Source organism: Serratia sp. 201 (genome assembly GCF_037027545.1).
GTDB classification, from domain to species: domain Bacteria; phylum Pseudomonadota; class Gammaproteobacteria; order Enterobacterales; family Enterobacteriaceae; genus Serratia; species Serratia bockelmannii.
This window is the reverse complement of the sequence record NZ_JAXCHC010000004.1, coordinates 565,315-584,726: the sequence shown is the minus strand read 5'-3', so window position 1 is coordinate 584,726 and position 19,412 is coordinate 565,315. Positions and strand designations below refer to the sequence as shown.

The following is a 19,412-nucleotide window of genomic DNA, read 5'->3' as shown; positions in this document are numbered from 1 at the left end:
TCACTAATTATACTGTATGGTCATACAGTATCAAGCCTAATTTACAAAAATTCGTCGATGGCGGTTTGCAGCGCGAAAATCGTCGCCTGCAGCCGCACCGCATCGCGGTCGCCCTCGAATTGCATCTTGCGCGACAGCCCCCGGCCATCGCTGCCGGCGAAACCGAACCACACGGTGCCGACCGGCTTTTCCGCGCTGCCGCCGTCCGGGCCGGCGATGCCGCTCACCGACAGCGCCAGATCGGCCTGCGCCGCCCGCAGCGCCCCTATCGCCATCTCGCGCACCACCTCTTCGCTGACCGCGCCGTGCGCCGCCAACGTCGCTTCGCTCACCCCCAGCAGGTCATGCTTTGCCGCATTGCTGTAGGTGACGAAACCGCGATCGAAATAGGCGGAGCTGCCGGCGATATCGGTAATGGCCTTGGCGATCCCCCCCCCGGTGCAGGATTCCGCACAGGTGATCCAGAGGCCCTGAGCCTTCAGTTTCTCCCCTGCCAGCACGCTGAGCTGACGCAGTTGGTTTTCACTCATAATCCCTCCCTCGCGAATTCAGGTATATGCGCCCGATAGTAGCATTTATCAAGGCGCTGCAGCGGCTGGCGCGCAGAAATGCGCAGCGCCTCGCAGGAGGTGCGGTTTTAAGCGCCCAGCCAAGCTGCTAGTATCAAAAGAAGCGCCCCATCGAGCGGCGGCGCACCAGCACAAGGAACATCACGGAGGCGGCACGCTGCGGCGGCGGCCTCAGGGCGCACCAGAAGAGATTAGGATGATAGCGTGAAAAAAACGTTGGGCGTATTTTTGCCGTTGTACACCACCACCCTGCTGCTGCTGTTGGGCTCGGGCCTGCTCACCACCTACGTCTCGCTGCGGCTGACCTCCATCCACGTCAGCAGCGCGTTGATCGGCGCTATCATCGCCGCCAACTACATCGGGTTGGTGATCGGCGGCAAGGTCGGCCACTTTCTCATCGCCCGCGTCGGGCATATCCGCGCCTACGTGGCCTGCGCCGGCATCATCACCGCCGCGGTGCTGGGGCACGGCCTGACGGAGTTCATTCCCGCCTGGGTCGCGCTGCGTCTGGTGATCGGGCTGTGCATGATGTGCCAGTATATGGTGCTGGAAAGCTGGCTGAACGACCAGGCGGAATCCAACCAGCGCGGCATGGTGTTCGGCTTCTATATGGCGGCGACCTATCTCGGCATGTCGCTGGGCCAGATCGTGCTGATGCTGCAAAGCAATCTGGGCATCACCACGCTGCTGGTGATCGCACTGTGTTTCGCGCTCTGTCTGGTGCCGATCGCTCTCACCACCCGCACCAATGCGCGCCACATGTCGCCGGCCCCGATGGAGCTGCGTTACTTTGTCGGCGCCATTCCCAAGGTGCTGGCCACCACGTTGGTGATCGGCATGGTGGTGGGCTCGTTTTACGGCCTGGCGCCGGTCTACGCCAGCCTGCAATCCTTAACCACTCAGCAAACCGGCCTGTTCATGGCGCTGGCCATCTTCGCCGGGTTGGTGGCGCAGTTCCCGCTCAGTTGGCTGTCGGATCGCTATAACCGCCCGTTGCTGATGCGCTTCAACGCCATTTTGTTGATCGTGGCGGCGCTGCCGCTGGCGCTGCTGCCGCACATCGATTTCCCGCTGCTGCTGGCGGTGGGGTTCGTCGTCAGCATGCTGCAGTTTACGCTCTATCCGCTGGTGGTGGCATTGGCCAACGATCTGATCGAGCCGGAGCGCCGCGTCTCGCTGGCCGCCTGTCTGCTGATGGCGTTCGGCGTCGGCGCCAGCATCGGGCCGTTGGCGGTCGGCGCACTGATCGAGCCGCTTGGCGGCAACATCCTGTACGCCTTCTTCGCTCTGTGCGGCGTACTGCTGGCGGCCCTCGGCCGTACGGCGAAAGCGGAGGAACCGCAGCTGGCACAGGACGCGCCGGTGCCGCACATTGCGCTGCCAGACAGCCTCGCCAGTTCACCGCTGTCGCCGGCGCTCAATCCGACCTTCGATGAGCAGATCATTCACGACACCATGCCGCCGCCGGAAGCGGCGCCCGATGTCGAGGAGCCACAGCCCGAAGAACAAGAGGAGGAACCCTTGCCTCAGGGAGCCGATCCGCACGAGGACACCGGCCTGAAAAAGGCGCACGCCATGCTGTAAACGGTGGTGCTACAGATCCTGGAAGGAGCCCAGCATAAAACCGCGTTCGGCGATCGCCGCTTTCAGCGTCGGCGCGGTCAACACATCCAGCTCGACGAGCCGCGGGTGGCAGTATTTGCTCTGCAGGATCGTCGCATCGAGGAACGCCGGGTGGCACATCATTTCCAATGACTCGGCGCCCTGCGCGTCGGCGCGCGCCAACCTCTGCAGGAACAAGGCTTCGGAAATCGTTTCACCGTAGAATCCCGCGTCAAACGCGTCGGTGCTGTAGGGCGTCTGCAACGCAATACCGCGCCGTTTCGCCTCTTCGCGATCGAGGCGCAGCGGCAGACCCTGTGCCTGCGCAAACGCCTCCACCAGCGGGTAAATCTGCGGCTGCATATGCACATGGTGGTGGCTGTCGATGTGCGTTGGCGCCCTGCCGAACAGCGTCACAAACCGCGTGAACTGGCGCTGCAGCTCCTCCTGAATCTCGTCCAGCTGCAGCTCGCCGGCCTCGGCGCGGTGCCACAGCCATTTGCCCAGCTCGCCATGCTCATTGACCAGCGAAGGCATGGCGCCCAGCGGCCTGCCATGGGTCAAAACGAAATGCAGCCCGATCGGCAATCCGGGATATTGCCGGCTGAGCGCTGCAGCATGCTCCGCGCCGCCGCCGTTCACCATCGCCGTGGTGGAGGAAACGACGCCATGCTGATACGCCTCGACGACGCCGTAGTTCTGTCCTTTGCTCAGGCCGAAGTCGTCGGCATTCACGATCAGTAGTTTTTCCATAATGGCTCCCGCAGGATGAATTTTCGGCAAGGAAAGGCCGACCGACCGGCGCGGCATTCCCCTTCTCGAAGGTAAAAATCGAATGATTAACCGGCCGGCGGCCTAAAGCTCATCGGCATATCGGCGTTAATACTGATCGGGAGCGGCCCTAAAGAGGGCCGTAACACTTTTTTCGGTAGTTGCCTGGGGTCACGTCGGTGAGCCGCTTGAAGTTTTTAATGAACAGACTGACGTCGCCATAGCCAGAATCAAAGGCGATATCGGAAACTGAATAGTTGGTGACCTCCAGCTGCGTCTTGGCGAAGTTGATGCGGATCTCGTTGATCACCTGCATCGGCGTCTTCTGGTAGTAGCGCCGCATCGCCCGGGTCAGATATTCCTGGGTTTTCCCCGACAGCGCCACCATGTTCGCCAACGCCCTTTCGCCGAACATCGCCTTGTCATGCATGCCGGCGAGGGTGTTCTTCAGCCACTGCGGGATATCATCGCCGCCGTCATTGTCTTCTTTATAGTGACGAATACGGCTGATCACATAGAAGGTCAGCGTTTCGAGAAATTCGGCGAAGTCATCCTCGCGAAACTGTGGCGAACTCACCACCGACTCGATGTAGGCCAAGAACTCGCTTCTCAGGCTGTAGGCCTGCGAGGCGACAAAGCAACGCGGCAGCTGCTGCAAATAGTGCTCTTCAAAGAACGCTTTGCTGACCGCCACGTTGAAGATTTTCGTCGCGCCGAACTCGTAAAAGCTCTGGTGGTAGGAGCCGATAGGGATAAAGACGAAATCCCCGCGTTCCAGCAGCACCCGCTTGCCGTTGATCTCCTGATAACATTTGCCGCTCAGCACGATGGTGAACTCGTAATAATCGTGCTGATGCAGCCCGGTGGCGCTTTCCACCTTGTTGTAGATGAACAGGTGAAAGTCTTTGCAGTTAAAGAAATCCTGCTCGCGAATCAGCTTCACGTCGTTGGCACTCAGCGAAATTCGGTTATCGGACACGGCGCCGGCCTCCCGTTAGTCAAACCCGTTGCGTCTGGCCGCCTCGGCAAACCAGTAGCCGCTTTTTTTGATGGTGCGGCGCTGATCCGCCCGAACCAGCCGCACCAGCCCATAACGATTCTTGTAGGCATTCAGCCAGGACCAGCAGTCGATAAAGGTCCACAGATGATAGCCCTTGCACTGCGAGCCTTCCGCCAGCGCGCGGTGCAGCCACTTCAGATGCTCGCGAATAAAGTCGATGCGGTAATCGTCCTCCACCCGCCCATCGGCGCCGATAAACGCCTCTTCGCCCTCGACGCCCATGCCGTTTTCGGAAATATAACAAGGCAGATTGCCGTAGTTCTCTTTCAGATCCATCAGGATGTCGTACAGCCCCTTCTCGTAGATCTCCCAGCCGCGGTGCGGATTGATTTTGCGGCCCGGCATTGCATAGTAACTGAACAAATCCTCCGGCGATGCGATCGGCCCCTCGGCACGACGCCCCGCTTTCGCCTGTACCCTGCGCGGCTGGTAGTAATTGACGCCGAGGATATCCACCACGCCGCCTTCGATCAGCGGCGCATCCTGCGGCTCGCAGTAGGGCATCAGCCCATGGCGCTCCAGCAAGTGCAGCAACGCCGCCGGATAACGCCCTTTGGCGACCGGATCGAGGAAACTGCGGTTGAGCAGCAGATCGGCGTCGTGTGCGGCCTGCCGATCCTCCGGCGCGTCGGAGCGCGGATAGGTCGGGCTCAGATTCAGAATAATGCCGATGCTCCCCGGCAGCCCGCGCGCTCTGAAACGCTGCACCGCCATGGCGTGCGCCAGTACGCTGTGATACGCCACGGTGATCGCCCGTTTGAAATCCACCACGCAAGGGTAATGCAGGTCATTCAGGTAACCGGCCTCCACCGGCACGATCGGCTCGTTGAAGGTGAACCAGTGGGTGATCCGATCGCCAAACAGACCGAAGCAGATGTCGGCATAACGCGCATAGGCTTCGACCACTGCCCGGTTTTCCCAGCCGCCGCGCTGCTGCATGCACAGCGGCATATCGAAGTGATAGAGATTGATAAACGGGGTGATGCCCTGCGCCAGCAGCTCGTCGATCATCGCGTTATAGAAGGCCACCGCCTGCGGGTTCACCTCGCCGTCGCCGTCCGGGATCAGCCGCGACCACGAAATCGAGGTTCTGAAGGTATTGTGGCCCAGCGTTTTGAGCAGCCCGATATCGGTACGGAAATGGTCGTAAAAGGTCGAGGCCTCGGCCGGCCCCACCCGATCGTGAAAGCGCTCGGGCGCAATCTCGTACCAATAATCGAAGATATTGCGGCTCTTGCCGTCCCGCGCTGCCGCACCTTCAGACTGCGGCGCGGAGGTGGCGCTGCCCCACCAGAACCCGTCGGCAAATTGATATTCCATACTCGTGTCCCTCGCGGGGCGGCCGCGCCGCCCCGTTCCACAGTTAGAATTTCAGCGCCTTGGCGATGTCTTCTTCGCTTTCCGTCGCCGCGTCGATCTGGCTCTGCGCCTTGTTGGAGATCGCCACGAACGGCAGATAAATCACGGTGGCGACCGCCAGGTTGAACAGGCTCAGCAACATGGCCATGATGCTGCCGTTGGTGTTGAAGAATGCCCCCAGGCCGACCGGCATGGTCCAGGGCGCAATGTTGGTGATCGGCGGGATCAGCCCGGGGTAATAAGCCAGCGAGGTGATAATGGTCAGTACCGGCTGCACCAGGATGAACGGAATGAACATCACCGGGTTCATGATCACCGGCAGGCCGAACAGAATCGGTTCGTTGATCTGGAAGATGCCGGACGGCGTCGCCAGCTTGGCGACCTGGCGGTAATCTTCGCGGCGCGAGGCGATGAAGATGGCGATAATCAGACCCAGCGTCGAGCCGGTGCCGCCAAGGTAGATGTAGGAGTCGACGAACGGTTTCGCCCACATATGGAACTCTTTGCCGGCGGCCACCGCCGCTTCGACCGAACCGTATTTGTTGTACAGCTCCACGTTTTCCAGCGCGAACGGCGTCATGATGCCGCTGTCCAGCGCCGCCAGCGCCATGGAGCCGTGCACCCCGAAGAACCACAGCAGCGAGGAGAACAGCACGTAAACCCAGCCCACCACGCTGCCCATCTTGGCCAGCGGCGCCGAAATGCCGTCCATGATGATCTGGTGGAAGTTGGTGCCCCAGTGCGCCAGCGCGAACGCCACCAGCCCCATGATGGAGAGGATGATGAAACCGGGGATCAGCGCCGAGAAAGAGCGCGACACCGAAGCCGGCACGCTGTCCGGCAAGCTGATCACCCAGTTGCGCCGTACGATGAAAGCAAACATCTCAGCCACCGCCAGCCCGATCACCATACCGGAAATGATGTTGGCGCCGCCCAGCCAATTGGCGCCCACCGCATAGGCCTCGCCGACGTTGAACGGCGTGACGGTCATGAAGGCCGCCACCGCCAGCAGCGCCGAGGCCAGTGGATCGACCTTGCGCTCTTCGGCCAACGCCATGCTGATAAAGAACGGCGTCATCAGGGACATGATCCCTAGCGTACCGTTATAAACGCTGCCACCAATGCTCTTCAGGCTATTCAGCGTCTCGATGGTGGAGGCGTCCAACCTTACACCCAACGAATAGAAAAACGATCCCTCGCCGAAGCTCAGGAACACGTTGTTGATCAACACGAACATCGCCCCGGTCAAGGTCAGCGGCATCAGGCGGATAAAGCCGTTCTTGATGGCGTTGACATGGGGCTGCTTACCGATTTTTACGGCGAAAGGCAGGATAACCTTCTCGAGCGAGGCAATGAGGGTATTCACGGCGGCCTCCTGTTATTGATTGGCTTTCTTGATGGCGGCCACCGCGGCCTTCAGTACGCCCAGCCCATCGACCTTGCCGTACAACAGCGGATCGATGACTTCAACAGGTTTATTGGGCAGCTGTTTCTGCACTTCCGGCAGGGTGTAGGCGATCTGCGGCCCCAGCAGGATCAGATCCGCTTCAACGCCTTTCTCCGCGGCCAGCGCTTCCGGATAGGCGGCGATGATCACCGGCACTTCATATTTTTCGGCCTGCGCCTTCATTTTTGATACCAACAGGGAAGTGGACATACCGGCAGAACAAAACAGATAGATTTTTTTCTTTTCCATACCAAGCACCTCAGATAATCAAAAAAACCCGGTGTTATTTGTATGCCAGATGCAATCACGATTGCTTCACGCACATTCCTTATGAAAATTTCCGTCACGTTGCCCTGGTTACAGACAGTATACGGAGCATGAAAAACGGATCGGTAAGCCAAGAGGAGACAGAACCGTCTCTCATTGACCTGATGGATTGACCCTCTTCACATTTTGCACAAAAAAATAGTGTGACCGGGCTCTCAAATAACCGCTAAAAACTAAGAATATTCTTAATAAATAATCAAATGACAATTATAAACAGCAAGTTATGAACTCGCTGAGAATTTAAGAGGTTATTTGCGCCTGAACAAACGGCGAGGGAGTAAAAATAGTTCAAGCTTGATTCGGCTGCTGCCATCCGAACGCGACGGCAGCAGGCGAAGAGGATTACATGGGCAGACGCAGCAACTCGATCACCGTGGCCAGCGCCACGGAATGGTTCCTGCGGTTGGGGTAATAGAGGTAAAAACCGGGAAACGGCGCGCACCAGTCGGCCAGCACCCGCCGCAGCCGCCCGCTCGCCAGGTATTCTTCCACCTCCTGCTCGATGGCAAAAGCGATGCCGACGTTCGCCAGCGCCGCCTGCACCATCATCCTGCCGTCATCGAGTATCAACGGGCTGTTAACCGCCACAGAAAATCGCTGCTCCCCCTGCTGAAAAGCCCATTTGTAGCGCTCGCCTGAAGAGGCTTTGCGCCAACCGATGCAACGGTGCTGCAGTAAATCCCGCGGATGCGTCGGCTCGCCGTGCCGCTGAAAATAGTCCGGCGTGGCGACGATGGCAAAACGCAGATCCGGCGTCAGGCGCACCGCGCGCATATCGTTGTGCAGATCCTCGCCGAGCCGGATGCCGGCGTCAAAGCCTTGCTCGACGATGTTGGCGAACCCCTCGTCCGCCACCACTTCCAGCGTAATGCCGGGGTATTCGCTGGCCAGCCGTCCCAGATGCGGCACGATGGCGAGATCGATCGCCGAACGCGGCGCGTTGATGCGCACCAGGCCGCGTGGTCCTTCGCGAAACGCATTCAGGCTCTCCAGCGCGGCGTCGATGTGGGTAAAAGCCGGCACCAGCTGCGCCAGCAGATGCTCTCCGGCCTCCGTCGGCGAGACGTTGCGGGTGGTGCGGTTCAGCAGGCGAATGCCCACCTGCGCTTCAAGTTCGCGCAGGGTGTGGGTCAGCGTCGGCGGCGTCACGCCCAATCGGGCGGCGGCACGGCGGAAGCTGCGTTCACTGGCGATAGCCACGAAGGCCGCCAGGCCGGACAGTTCGGGTTTCTTCATGCTATTGATATAAATTATCTAATAGTGAGATGAATTTTTAGCGGATAGTTATCCGTCATCTAACAACATAGCATTGCGATCGAACCCATTACCAGGTATCGATGCGATGATTAATGCTACAGCTCCAACCCATGAAACGCCGCGCCGTCTGGCAGACAAAGTCGTACTGGTGAGCGGCGGCGGTACCGGTATCGGCCGCGCTGCGGCGCTGGCCTATGCCCGCGAGGGCGCCAAAGTCGCACTGGTCGGCCGGCGCGCGGCGGAGATCGAAGCCACGGCGCGCGATATCGCGCTGGCCGGCGGTGACGCCCTGCCCATCGTGGCCGACGTCTCCCTGGAAGACGATATCCGTAGGCTGCTCGCCGCAGTGACCGCCCACTACGGCCGGCTCGACGTCGCTTTCAACAACGCCGGCATCATCGGCAACTTCGCCCCCATCACCGAACAGAGCAGCGAGGATTTTGACCGCGTGATCGCCATTAACCTCAGAGGCGTCTGGCTGGCGATGAAATACGAGATTGAAACCTTCCTGGCACAGCATTCAGGCGGCGTGATCATCAACACCTCCTCCTGGCTGACCCACGGCGCGCTGGCCGGCTCATCCAGCTACTCCGCCAGCAAAAGCGCGCTCGATGCGATGATCCGCGCGGTGGCGCTCGAATACAGCGGCCAGGGCATCCGCGTCAACAACATCAACCCCGGCATCATCGACACGCCGATGGCGCGCGGCAGCGTGGCCGACAGCGCGGCGTTCGCGCCCTTTATCGCCCATACGCCCGCCGGCCGCTTGGGCGAATCAGAAGACATCGGCGATGTGGCGCTGTGGTTGGCGACGGACGAGGCCCGCTTCATCACCGGCCAAAGCCTGTTGGTGGACGGCGGTTACACCATCGCCGGCATGCGCTGAGGAGACGATGCCATGAACTACGTTCGGCTTGGCGACAGCGGCCTGAAAGTGTCTCGTCTCTGCCTGGGCTGCATGACCTATGGCGATCCGGCCTGGCGCCCCTGGGTGCTGAAGGAAGATGAAGCGCGCCCCTTTATCCGCGAAACGCTGGAAGCGGGCATCAATTTTTTCGATACCGCCAACATTTACTCCGGCGGAGAAAGCGAGCGCATTCTCGGCCGCGCCCTGAAGGCGTTCTCCCGCCGCGAAGACGTGGTGATCGCCACCAAGGCCTACTTTCCGATGGACGCGCAGCCGAACAGCCGAGGGCTGTCGCGCAAGCACCTGCTGCACAGCGTCGACGCCTCTTTGCAGCGGTTGGGGACGGATTACCTCGATCTGTTTGTACTGCACCGCTTCGACACCGAAACGCCGATCGAAGAAACCACCGATACCCTCGATGGCCTGGTGCGGGCGGGCAAGATCCGCTATCTCGGCGCCTCCTCGCTGCACGCCTGGCGCCTGATGAAAATGCTGGCCTTTCAACGTCAGCACCGCCTGGCGCCGTTTATTTCGCTGCAGAGCCAATACAACCTGGTGACGCGTGAAGATGAAGAGGAGCTGATCCCGCTGTGTCTGGAGGAGGGGCTCAGCCTGACGCCCTGGTCGCCGCTGGCCCGCGGCGTGCTGGCCGGCTCCGGCAACGCCGGCACGCTGCGCGCCGCCACCGACGAACAGGCGCCCCGTTGGTACGGCGGCAGAAACGAAGTGGAACGCACCGTCGCGGCGGTCGCGGAGGTGGCGGCCGCGCGCGGCGTTCCACCGGCGCAGATCGCGCTGGCCTGGCTGCTGGCCAAACCCGGCGTGGCGTCGCCGCTGGTGGGCATGTCCAAGCCGCACCATCTGCAGGATGCGCTGGCGGCGCTCAATCTCAGCTTATCGCCGCAAGACGTGGCCGCGCTGGAGGCGCCGATGGCGCACGCTGCCCGTCCCGATCGCTGGTAGCCCCTTTTCCGTCATTCCAGGAGAGAAGACATGTCATATGCGCTTACCGCGCGAGCAGCGTTGTTCACCCTCGCCGCCGCACTCCCCCTGACCACTCCGGCGCAGGCCGCCGCCAATACCCACTGCGCCGAAAGCAGCATGACGCTGCCGCCCGGCGCGCTTTATCCCAACGGCATCGCCCGCGCGGCGGACGGCACGTTGTATGTCGGCCTGATCACCAGCGGCAACGTGCTGCGCAAGCGGCCGGGTAAAGCGTGGGAAACCTTTTTCCCTGGCGCTGACACGGTGTTCGCCTCAAACGCGCTGCGGCTGGACGAACGGCGCGGGTTGCTGTGGGGCAATTCGCCGGACTTCCTTTCCGGCGGCAAAACGCGCGCCAACCGCATCTATGCGCTGAACGTCGCGGATGGCACGCTCAACCGCAGCCTGGCACTGCCGACGGGGGAAATGGGCAACGATATCGTGCTCGGCGCAGACGGCACGGTGTACGTGACAGAAACCCGCGGCGGCGGCATCCTGCGCCTGCGGCCTGGCGAAGCGGCATTCAGTACGCTGTTTCAGGATGCGCGATTGGCGGCCCCCAGCGGGCTGGGCGCCGCCGGGATCGTGCTGCTCGACGATCGGCTGATGGCTGTCGCCAATTTCGGCACCGGTAAGCTTTATACCCTCAGCTATAACGATCCGCAGCCGCAGCTGACGGAAATGCAGCTGCCGCGCCTGATTGAAAACCCGGACGGGATGGGATTAGCGCCGGACGGCGCGCTGATCGTGCTGGAAAACGGGATCCAGAGCGGCCAAGGGCGGATCCTGCGGATCCCGTCACCCAAGGCGGCAGGGATGCACCAACTTGAGGTCTTGCGCGAAGGCATGGAGTCGCCGGTTAACCTGACTATCACCCCACAAGGCTGCGCCTTCGTCAGCGAGTCGCGCATCCGCCACCGTCTGCTGCCCGGCCATGAAACCGAAGTGCCCGACAGTTTCCGCCTCTATCAACTGCCCCTGCCTCTCACCGCCGCGCAATAAAGTCGCCCCCCCACTGCGGGCGGCGACTTGCGTTGTATCGTTAACATCCAATAAATTGAAACTATTTACTTCGATGCCATTAATCAGACTTATGATTAATCCTAACTTAATAACCTGATTTTAATTAAATTGTTCCGCCGCGTATCGCTGATTATACTTGCCTTATCTCCCGCCTCATTTATCGAGCGTAAGCATGAGCCGATACCATGTTTCCAGCAGCGAAGGCCAATATGAGAAAGAATCCGGCGAGCAAGTTCTAGCCAACAAGCTGGGTATTGCCGATAGCAATGAACTCGACGATGCCGAATTGGTATTGCTGGAACAGCTCTACCATTCCATTTTCGAACAGCATTTTCCATTAGGGAAAATCACCGTCGAGATGATCAAGGGCTGGCATCGCCGCTGGTTAGGCAATATCTATGCATGGGCTGGTCAAGCAAGAACTGTCAATATCAGCAAAGGGGGCTTTATGTTTGCCCCTTCGACGCGATTGCCCAAACTACTGGACGATTTCGAGGTGGAATACCTGGCCCGTTACACACCTTGCTCAGCCATGAGCGAAGAACAGCTGATAGAAGCGATTGCGATAATCCATGTTGAACTGATACTCATACACCCTTTCAGAGAAGGGAATGGCCGTTTGTCACGGCTGTTGGCCGATGTGATGGCGGTTCAGGGCGGGCATAAACCGTTGGATTATCAAAGCTGGGAGCAAAACAGAGCCCAGTATATCTCAGCGATTCACTCAGGTATGAACATGAACTACGAACCAATGAAACACTGGGTCAGTCAAGCACTAAGAATATATTAGGCAAGGCGCAAATGAGCAAATTTTTTACGCGCTTCTTCTAAAGAAGCTTCAACTCTGGCTGAGGGTTGACCTGTTTCAACCGCCGTTGATGTCGCCACGGAACGCGCAATGTCCGTACGGGACGGCTTGGCATAACCCACCTGCACTTTTTTGCTGTTACTCATGACAACCTCTGTTCGCAAATTTGTTGAAGACATTATATCAAGGAATGTACAGGACTTCATTCCCTTGCCTCTCACTCCCGAGCCATAGCCTCACCACCACTCCGTGCGGCAACACTTGCGTTGTTGCCCGCAGGCGAACAACAATCTCGCTGCGTTACAAACCGGCCTTGCGCAGCGCTTCCCATTTTTACCTGTGACAGCCGATTGCCCGCTAGGCTAGTATAAGCGTCTGTGCAAACCTCGGGTTTGAGCGCGCCGTTTGGCGTTTTGATGATTTGATTTGCGCCGCCCGGCAAGCGCTAAAAGGGGCGGCGTCTGCTGAAACAATGTGATAGCGAATGACGACAATGAAAATCACAGTTCCCTTTACATTCAATGGATTGGAAAAATAATCGCATGAATAGCACCGATAAACTCGATTCGCACACGCCGATGATGCAGCAGTACCTGCGCCTCAAGGCCCAGCATCCTGAAATCCTGCTGTTCTACCGCATGGGCGACTTCTACGAGCTGTTTTACGATGACGCCAAGCGCGCTTCCCAACTGCTGGATATCTCGCTGACCAAACGCGGCGCTTCGGCGGGTGAACCGATCCCGATGGCCGGCGTGCCGCACCACGCGGTGGAGAACTACCTGGCCAAGCTGGTGCAGCTCGGCGAGTCCGTCGCCATCTGCGAACAGATCGGCGATCCGGCCACCAGCAAAGGGCCGGTCGAGCGCAAAGTGGTGCGTATCGTCACCCCCGGTACCATCACCGACGAAGCGCTGCTGCAAGAACGCCAGGACAACCTGCTGGCGGCGATCTGGCAGGATGCGCGTGGCTTCGGTTATGCCACGCTGGACGTCAGCTCCGGCCGCTTCCGCGTCGCCGAGCCGCAGGATTTGGAAACCATGGCTGCCGAGCTGCAGCGCACCAATCCAGCCGAGCTGCTCTACCCGGAAACCTTCGAACACATGGCGCTGATCGAACAACGCCACGGCCTGCGCCGCCGCCCGCTGTGGGAATTCGAACTGGAGACCGCACGCCAGCAGCTCAACCTGCAGTTCGGCACCCGCGACTTGACCGGTTTCGGCGTCGAGCAGTCACATCAGGCGCTGCGCGCCGCCGGCTGCCTGCTGCAATACGTCAAAGATACCCAGCGTACTTCGCTGCCGCATATTCGCGGCATCACTATGGAGCGCCAGCAGGACGGCATCATCATGGACGCCGCGACCCGCCGCAACCTGGAGCTGACGCAGAGCCTGTCCGGCGGCAGCGACAACACGCTGGCGGCGATCCTCGATCGCACAGTCACGCCGATGGGCAGCCGCATGCTGAAACGCTGGCTGCACATGCCGACCCGAGACATCAAGGTGCTGACCGCCCGCCAGCAGGCGATCGGCGCATTGCAGGAACTGTTCGCCGATCTGCAGCCTTCGCTGCGTCAGGTGGGCGATCAGGAGCGAATTTTGGCGCGCCTGGCGCTGCGTACCGCGCGTCCGCGCGATCTGGCGCGCATGCGTCATGCTTTCCAGCAATTGCCGGACATCCGCGCGCTGCTGCAAGACGTGGACACCCCGCACGTGCAGCAGTTGCTGGCGCAGGTGGGCCAGTTTGACGAGCTGCGCGAGCTGCTGGAGCGCGCGGTGATTGAATCGCCGCCGGTATTGGTGCGCGACGGCGGCGTGATCGCCCCCGGTTACAACAGCGAGCTGGACGAGTGGCGCGCGCTGGCCGATGGCGCCAGCGACTACCTCGACCGGCTGGAGATCCGCGAGCGTGAAAAGCTGGGGCTGGATACGCTCAAGGTCGGTTTTAACGGCGTACATGGCTACTACATTCAGGTGAGCCGCGGCCAAAGCCATCTGGTGCCGATCCACTATGTGCGCCGCCAGACGTTGAAAAACGCCGAGCGCTACATCATCCCGGAATTGAAAGAGTACGAAGACAAAGTGCTCACCTCCAAGGGCAAGGCGTTGGCGATCGAGAAAAGCCTGTACGACGAACTGTTCGATCTGCTGCTGCCGCACCTGGCGGAGCTGCAGCAGAGCGCCACCGCACTGGCCGAGCTGGACGTGCTGGCCAACCTGGCCGAGCGCGCCGATACCCTGAACTACGCTTGCCCGACCATGAGTGAGCAGCCGGGGATCCGCATTACCGAAGGCCGCCACCCGGTGGTGGAGCAGGTGCTGAGCGAACCGTTTATCTCCAACCCGCTCACCCTGTCGCCGCAGCGCCGCATGCTGATCATTACCGGCCCAAACATGGGCGGTAAAAGCACCTATATGCGACAAACGGCGCTGATCGTGCTGATGGCGCACATCGGCAGTTACGTGCCGGCCACCAAGGCCACCATCGGCCCGGTGGATCGCATCTTCACCCGCGTCGGCGCGGCGGACGATCTGGCTTCCGGCCGCTCCACCTTCATGGTGGAGATGACCGAAACCGCCAACATCCTGCACAACGCCACCGAGCACAGCCTGGTGTTGATGGATGAAATCGGCCGCGGTACCTCCACCTACGACGGCCTGTCGCTGGCCTGGGCCTGCGCCGAGAACCTGGCTAACCGCATCAAGGCGATGACACTGTTCGCCACCCACTACTTCGAACTGACGACCCTACCGGAGAAAATGGAGGGCGTGGTCAACGTGCATCTGGACGCGCTCGAACATGGCGACACCATCGCTTTTATGCACAGCGTACAGGACGGGGCTGCCAGCAAAAGCTATGGCCTGGCGGTCGCCGCGCTTGCCGGCGTGCCGCGCGACGTCATCAAGCGCGCCCGCCAGAAGCTGCGCGAGCTGGAGTCTATCTCCAGCCACACCGCGTCGGGCAGCGTCGATGCCACCCAGATGACGCTGCTGCAGGAAGAGGCCTCGCCGGCGGTTGAAGCCCTGGAAGCGCTGGATCCGGATTCCCTGTCACCGCGCCAGGCGCTGGAATGGATCTACCGGCTGAAAAATATGGTGTAGTCAGGCGCCAGACGCAGGCATAAAAAAACGGTGAGCATCATGCTCACCGTTTTTATTTGATGCGGTTCAACAACCGGCGTTATTCGCGGAACAGCGCCTCAATGCTCAGGCCCTGCATCTGCAGAATCTCACGCAGACGGCGCAGACCTTCAACCTGAATCTGACGGACGCGCTCGCGCGTCAGGCCAATCTCCCGGCCTACGTCTTCCAGCGTCGCCGCTTCATAGCCCAGCAGGCCGAAACGACGCGCCAACACTTCACGTTGTTTGGCGTTCAGTTCGAACAACCATTTGACGATGCTTTGTTTCATATCGTCATCTTGCGTGGTATCTTCAGGCCCGTTGTCCTTCTCGTCGGCCAGAATGTCCAGCAGCGCTTTCTCCGAATCCCCGCCCAGCGGCGTATCCACCGAAGTGATGCGCTCATTCAGGCGCAGCATGCGGCTGACGTCATCCACCGGCTTGTCGAGTTGCTCGGCAATCTCTTCAGCGCTCGGTTCATGATCCAGTTTATGGGAAAGCTCACGCGCGGTGCGCAGATAGACATTCAGTTCTTTGACGATATGGATAGGCAAACGAATAGTACGGGTTTGGTTCATGATCGCCCGTTCAATCGTCTGACGGATCCACCAGGTTGCATAAGTGGAGAAGCGGAAACCGCGTTCCGGGTCGAATTTTTCCACTGCGCGAATCAAACCGAGGTTACCTTCTTCGATCAGATCCAGCAGCGCCAGACCACGGTTGCTGTAGCGGCGGGCGATTTTCACCACCAGCCGCAGGTTGCTTTCAATCATGCGACGGCGGGACGGCACGTCACCGCGCAGAGCACGCCGCGCAAAATAGACTTCTTCCTCTGCGGTCAGCAGAGGTGAATAACCGATCTCACCCAGATAGAGCTGCGTCGCATCCAATACGCGTTGCGTAACGCCTTGAGACAACAGCTCTTCTTCCGCTAAATCGTTCTCGCTGGTCTCTTCTTCTACCAGCGCTTTTTCATCAAACGACTCGGCCTCAGCTCCATTCTCGTCGAAATCCGCATCATCATGTAACTCGTTAACTTTCAGCGTATTTTGGCTCATATGCTGCTCCTACCCGTGATACCGCGAGCAGAATCTCAGCGTATTCTGCCCAATCTATCGCTGCGGAAGATAACGCAGCGGGTTTACGGATTTCCCCTTGTAACGAATTTCAAAATGCAAACGTACTGAACTGGTACCGGTGCTACCCATGGTGGCTATTTTTTGACCCGCCTTCACTTCTTGTTGTTCCCGGACCAGCATTGTGTCGTTATGAGCGTAGGCGCTCAGGTAATCATCATTATGTTTGATGATGATTAGATTACCGTAACCCCGTAAAGCGTTGCCTGCATACACTACGCGACCATCGGCGGTAGCAAAGATAGGCTGCCCACGAGAACCGGCGATATCAACACCTTTATTCCCACCTTCTGATGAGGAAAAGTTATCAATAACCTTACCGTCAGTCGGCCATCTCCAGGTACTGACCGGAGCGCTGTTGCTGACGGTGCTGCTCACGGGTGGAGCGGCTTCCGGCGCGGTAACAGGCGCAGTCGCGGTCCCAACCGCTGCGGCACCTGCTGCAGGTAACATCTTACCTACATTCTGTTTACCCGAGTTTTCAGAATACGCGTTAGTTGATTGAGAATCAACCGTTGCCGTCTGGATCTGGGCGCTGGAAGGTGGCTTCGGAACGCCGCCTTTGGTCGCGTCTGTCGTCGCCAACATGCCGCCGCCGTTGGCAGAACCATTACCAAGCTGAATGGTTTGACCAACATTCAGGCTGTATGGCTCGGGAATATTGTTGCGCTGAGCCAGGTCGCGGAAATCATTGCCGGTGATCCAGGCGATGTAAAACAGCGTGTCGCCGCGCTTGACCGTATAAGTTTCACCGCCGCTGTAGCTCCCTTTTGGGATGGCGTTATAACTACGATTATAGACAATGCGGCCCTCTGGGCTGGCCTGCTGCACTCCGCCATTATTATTGCCGGATGGAACGGCGCCGCCGCCCACACTGCTGATAGGGGCCGACGTCGAGGCCGTATTCGTACAACCCGCCAACCACAAACTTACCATCGTACACACCGCTACCCGGCGTAACGTAATCATTGGGCTTCCCGTGCTCATGCTTCCCCCATGACAGCAATATCAGTGATATATCCAAAATACCCTTTACATCGTAGCCGAGCTTTTGCCACTTCCCAGTTTCTGCGATGTAAAGGCGCCGCCGGCCGATCCCTGAACGCCAGGTCATCTCCCGCCGGAGCATCAAAACGCGCGCCAATGCTAACCACATTGGCGTCGCCGCACCATAAGACAACTACGTAGAAAGGCCAATTCTAGTGAAAATTAGCCTGATTGGAACGAGAAAACCTTATCCGCACGTGATGAAAGTGCAACAGATTTTGCAGACGGTCGAAAAATCAGACAATCGCTAGGCCAATTCGCCTTTCACCAACGGCACAAAGCGCACCGCTTCTACCGCATCGACCACGAAATCGTTGCCATAACGCTGAATGCGTTTGAGGGTTTGGGCCTGCTCGCCCACCGGCAACACCAAAATGCCGCCGTCGTCCAGCTGCTCCACCAGCGCCTGCGGGATCTCCGGCGGCGCGGCAGTGACGATGATCGCATCGAATGGGCCGCGCGACGCCCAGCCCTGCCAGCCGTCGCCGTGGCGAGTGGAAACATTATGAAGATCGAGCTGCTTCAGGCGGCGCTTGGCCTGCCACTGCAGCCCCTTGATGCGCTCGACAGAACAAACGTGTTGCACCAGATGCGCCAGGATGGCGGTTTGATAACCGGAACCGGTGCCGATCTCCAGCACTCTTGAGGTGGGCTTCAGATTCAGCAGCTCGGTCATCCGCGCCACCATATAAGGCTGAGAAATGGTCTGGCCAGAGCCGATCGGTAATGCAGTGTTTTCGTAGGCTTTGTGATCCAGCGCTTCGTCGACAAAACGCTCGCGCGGCACCGCCTCGATCGCTCTCAGCAGCTTTTCGTCCCGGATCCCTTGCTGACGCAGCTGCGTCAGCAATGTTTGCATACGCTTGTTCACCATTCCCCGCTAACCTCTGCCTTGGTTAACCATGTTGTCACGACTTCCTGCGCCGCGTAGGCGGTCAAATCCACCTGTAGCGGCGTGATCGCCACATAGCCTTGTTCCACCGCCGCAAAGTCGGTATCCGGCCCGACATCAAATTTATCACCAGGCGGCCCGATCCAGTAGAGATTTTGTCCACGCGGATCCTGCTGGCAGAAGACCTTATCGGCAGGATGGCGGCTACCACAGCGAGTGACGCGCAGGCCTTTGACCTCCGCCAGTGGCAAATCCGGCACATTGATATTCAGGATTTTTCCGGTGCGTAACGGTTCACGCTGCAGCGCACGCAGGATGCGGCAGGTAATGGCCGCTGCGGTTGCGTAGTGTTGGTGGCCGTTCAGAGACACCGCCAGCGCGGGCAGCCCCAGGTGTCGGCCCTCCATCGCCGCCGCGACGGTGCCGGAATAGATGACGTCATCGCCTAAATTCGGTCCGGCGTTAATGCCGGAGACGACGATATCCGGCGCCGGGCGCATCAATGCGTTGACGCCAAGGTAAACACAGTCGGTCGGCGTCCCCTGCAGCACCGCGATATCGCCGTTGGCCAGCGTCTGCGTGCGCAGCGGCGACTCCAGCGTCAGGGCGTTGGAAGAACCGCTGCGGTTACGATCCGGCGCCACGACCTGCACCTCGGCGAACTCCCGCAGCGCCGCCGCCAGTACCTGAATGCCCGGGGCGCTGACGCCGTCATCGTTACTCAGCAATATCCGCATTGTAGACTCAACCCCTTGTTGTCATGACAAGCAAACTTAAAACCGCACTCTTGTTATCCGGTTATTGTCCGGCTGCGGGTTCATTGGATCACCCTGGTTCACTTTGTCCCGAATTATAACCGAACTTGATTGTGTTACTAGCGCGTCAAACTCATGTCAGCGCCCTCCGAACTCATCGTAGAAACGGCGAGCGCAGCACAGCGGCGGTAAACCGTGCCTGCACAGCATGCGCCGCCGTTCTCACCAACACGGCATACGGAACGCCCAGTCATGCACAAAAACGCCCATGGAAATAAATTCAATTTAAATAATAACCAATCCAAATAAAACACAAAGCACTTTCTCAGCATACATGTCGCTTTCCATCT

18 protein-coding genes are annotated in these 19,412 nt (G+C 59.4%); 6 read left to right on the top strand and 12 right to left on the bottom strand.

What is annotated here, in order from left to right; all coding sequences use genetic code 11:
• Window positions 1–41: 41 nt before the first annotated feature.
• Window positions 42–530 carry a nicotinamide-nucleotide amidase gene (gene pncC, locus WA302_RS21480; protein WP_264383802.1) on the bottom strand — a complete coding sequence of 163 codons (489 nt, stop codon included), beginning with the start codon at window positions 528–530 and terminating at the stop codon, window positions 42–44.
• Window positions 531–773: 243 nt separating this feature from the next.
• Here pncC and WA302_RS21475 point away from each other — a divergent pair, with 243 nt between their 5' ends.
• A complete protein-coding gene (locus WA302_RS21475; protein ID WP_060448146.1) occupies window positions 774–2,153 on the top strand; it encodes an MFS transporter in 1,380 nt (459 codons plus the stop codon).
• Between the two features lie 9 nt (window positions 2,154–2,162).
• On the opposite strand, the gene chbG is transcribed toward WA302_RS21475, so the two are convergent.
• From chbG to WA302_RS21445, 6 genes are all read right to left on the bottom strand, one after another.
• On the bottom strand, window positions 2,163–2,924 hold the full coding sequence (gene chbG, locus WA302_RS21470) for a chitin disaccharide deacetylase (protein WP_025301631.1): 762 nt from the start codon (window positions 2,922–2,924) through the stop codon (window positions 2,163–2,165).
• Window positions 2,925–3,072: 148 nt separating this feature from the next.
• On the bottom strand, window positions 3,073–3,921 hold the full coding sequence (gene chbR, locus WA302_RS21465) for a transcriptional regulator ChbR (protein WP_043135810.1): 849 nt from the start codon (window positions 3,919–3,921) through the stop codon (window positions 3,073–3,075).
• 15 nt (window positions 3,922–3,936) lie between these two features.
• Complete coding sequence (locus WA302_RS21460) at window positions 3,937–5,322, bottom strand: glycoside hydrolase family 1 protein (protein WP_264383799.1); 1,386 nt, start codon at window positions 5,320–5,322, stop codon at window positions 3,937–3,939.
• Between the two features lie 43 nt (window positions 5,323–5,365).
• Entirely contained in the window at window positions 5,366–6,727 is a 1,362-nt protein-coding gene (gene chbC / locus WA302_RS21455) for a PTS N,N'-diacetylchitobiose transporter subunit IIC (protein ID WP_336064726.1), read from the bottom strand.
• 12 nt (window positions 6,728–6,739) lie between these two features.
• Window positions 6,740–7,057: a PTS sugar transporter subunit IIB gene (locus tag WA302_RS21450; protein WP_004932561.1), complete on the bottom strand. Its 318-nt coding sequence runs from the start codon at window positions 7,055–7,057 to the stop codon at window positions 6,740–6,742.
• Between the two features lie 420 nt (window positions 7,058–7,477).
• Window positions 7,478–8,371 (bottom strand): LysR family transcriptional regulator, encoded by an 894-nt coding sequence (locus WA302_RS21445; RefSeq protein ID WP_336064725.1) that lies wholly within the window; start codon window positions 8,369–8,371, stop codon window positions 7,478–7,480.
• Between the two features lie 106 nt (window positions 8,372–8,477).
• Here WA302_RS21445 and WA302_RS21440 point away from each other — a divergent pair, with 106 nt between their 5' ends.
• The 4 genes from WA302_RS21440 (at window position 8,478) to WA302_RS21425 (ending at window position 12,096) form a co-directional block, all read left to right on the top strand.
• Complete coding sequence (locus WA302_RS21440; RefSeq protein WP_336064724.1) at window positions 8,478–9,278, top strand: SDR family NAD(P)-dependent oxidoreductase; 801 nt, start codon at window positions 8,478–8,480, stop codon at window positions 9,276–9,278.
• A 12-nt stretch (window positions 9,279–9,290) separates the two neighbouring features.
• Window positions 9,291–10,262, top strand: coding sequence for an aldo/keto reductase (locus WA302_RS21435; RefSeq protein WP_336064723.1), 972 nt, complete (start codon window positions 9,291–9,293; stop codon window positions 10,260–10,262).
• Between the two features lie 30 nt (window positions 10,263–10,292).
• The gene (locus tag WA302_RS21430; RefSeq protein ID WP_226905936.1) at window positions 10,293–11,285 is read left to right on the top strand and encodes a Vgb family protein; all 993 of its coding nucleotides are present in this window, start codon (window positions 10,293–10,295) and stop codon (window positions 11,283–11,285) included.
• A gap of 193 nt (window positions 11,286–11,478) precedes the next feature.
• The gene (locus tag WA302_RS21425; protein ID WP_261456528.1) at window positions 11,479–12,096 is read left to right on the top strand and encodes a Fic/DOC family protein; all 618 of its coding nucleotides are present in this window, start codon (window positions 11,479–11,481) and stop codon (window positions 12,094–12,096) included.
• Here WA302_RS21425 and WA302_RS21420 read toward each other — a convergent pair.
• Window positions 12,093–12,260: a hypothetical protein gene (locus WA302_RS21420; protein ID WP_162882342.1), complete on the bottom strand. Its 168-nt coding sequence runs from the start codon at window positions 12,258–12,260 to the stop codon at window positions 12,093–12,095. The genes WA302_RS21425 and WA302_RS21420 overlap by 4 nt on opposite strands.
• Window positions 12,261–12,656: 396 nt before the next feature.
• On the opposite strand from WA302_RS21420, the gene mutS reads away from it, so the two are divergent.
• Window positions 12,657–15,212 carry a DNA mismatch repair protein MutS gene (gene mutS, locus WA302_RS21415; RefSeq protein WP_336064722.1) on the top strand — a complete coding sequence of 852 codons (2,556 nt, stop codon included), beginning with the start codon at window positions 12,657–12,659 and terminating at the stop codon, window positions 15,210–15,212.
• A gap of 79 nt (window positions 15,213–15,291) precedes the next feature.
• On the opposite strand, the gene rpoS is transcribed toward mutS, so the two are convergent.
• The 4 genes from rpoS to surE all read right to left on the bottom strand — a co-directional run bounded on the left by rpoS (window position 15,292) and on the right by surE (window position 19,044).
• Window positions 15,292–16,290, bottom strand: coding sequence for an RNA polymerase sigma factor RpoS (gene rpoS / locus WA302_RS21410; RefSeq protein WP_004932578.1), 999 nt, complete (start codon window positions 16,288–16,290; stop codon window positions 15,292–15,294).
• 54 nt (window positions 16,291–16,344) lie between these two features.
• Window positions 16,345–17,337, bottom strand: a complete 993-nt coding sequence (gene nlpD, locus WA302_RS21405) for a murein hydrolase activator NlpD (RefSeq protein WP_197824913.1) — start codon at window positions 17,335–17,337, stop codon at window positions 16,345–16,347.
• A 325-nt stretch (window positions 17,338–17,662) separates the two neighbouring features.
• Window positions 17,663–18,289, bottom strand: a complete 627-nt coding sequence (locus WA302_RS21400) for a protein-L-isoaspartate(D-aspartate) O-methyltransferase (protein ID WP_261456538.1) — start codon at window positions 18,287–18,289, stop codon at window positions 17,663–17,665.
• Entirely contained in the window at window positions 18,283–19,044 is a 762-nt protein-coding gene (surE, locus tag WA302_RS21395) for a 5'/3'-nucleotidase SurE (RefSeq protein ID WP_060434262.1), read from the bottom strand. The genes WA302_RS21400 and surE overlap by 7 nt, the downstream gene beginning before the upstream one ends.
• Window positions 19,045–19,412 lie beyond the last annotated feature (368 nt).

What these genes read in the sequence shown, in the direction of transcription:
- pncC (WP_264383802.1), bottom strand. Translation starts at nt 530, where the DNA reads ATGAGTGAAAACCAACTGCGTCAGCTCAGCGTGCTGGCAGGGGAGAAA.
- chbG (WP_025301631.1), bottom strand. Translation starts at nt 2,924, where the DNA reads ATGGAAAAACTACTGATCGTGAATGCCGACGACTTCGGCCTGAGCAAA.
- WA302_RS21460 (WP_264383799.1), bottom strand. Translation starts at nt 5,322, where the DNA reads ATGGAATATCAATTTGCCGACGGGTTCTGGTGGGGCAGCGCCACCTCC.
- WA302_RS21450 (WP_004932561.1), bottom strand. Translation starts at nt 7,057, where the DNA reads ATGGAAAAGAAAAAAATCTATCTGTTTTGTTCTGCCGGTATGTCCACT.
- WA302_RS21445 (WP_336064725.1), bottom strand. Translation starts at nt 8,371, where the DNA reads ATGAAGAAACCCGAACTGTCCGGCCTGGCGGCCTTCGTGGCTATCGCC.
- WA302_RS21440 (WP_336064724.1), top strand. Translation starts at nt 8,478, where the DNA reads ATGATTAATGCTACAGCTCCAACCCATGAAACGCCGCGCCGTCTGGCA.
- WA302_RS21435 (WP_336064723.1), top strand. Translation starts at nt 9,291, where the DNA reads ATGAACTACGTTCGGCTTGGCGACAGCGGCCTGAAAGTGTCTCGTCTC.
- WA302_RS21430 (WP_226905936.1), top strand. Translation starts at nt 10,293, where the DNA reads ATGTCATATGCGCTTACCGCGCGAGCAGCGTTGTTCACCCTCGCCGCC.
- WA302_RS21425 (WP_261456528.1), top strand. Translation starts at nt 11,479, where the DNA reads ATGAGCCGATACCATGTTTCCAGCAGCGAAGGCCAATATGAGAAAGAA.
- WA302_RS21420 (WP_162882342.1), bottom strand. Translation starts at nt 12,260, where the DNA reads ATGAGTAACAGCAAAAAAGTGCAGGTGGGTTATGCCAAGCCGTCCCGT.
- mutS (WP_336064722.1), top strand. Translation starts at nt 12,657, where the DNA reads ATGAATAGCACCGATAAACTCGATTCGCACACGCCGATGATGCAGCAG.
- rpoS (WP_004932578.1), bottom strand. Translation starts at nt 16,290, where the DNA reads ATGAGCCAAAATACGCTGAAAGTTAACGAGTTACATGATGATGCGGAT.
- nlpD (WP_197824913.1), bottom strand. Translation starts at nt 17,337, where the DNA reads ATGATTACGTTACGCCGGGTAGCGGTGTGTACGATGGTAAGTTTGTGG.
- WA302_RS21400 (WP_261456538.1), bottom strand. Translation starts at nt 18,289, where the DNA reads ATGGTGAACAAGCGTATGCAAACATTGCTGACGCAGCTGCGTCAGCAA.
- surE (WP_060434262.1), bottom strand. Translation starts at nt 19,044, where the DNA reads ATGCGGATATTGCTGAGTAACGATGACGGCGTCAGCGCCCCGGGCATT.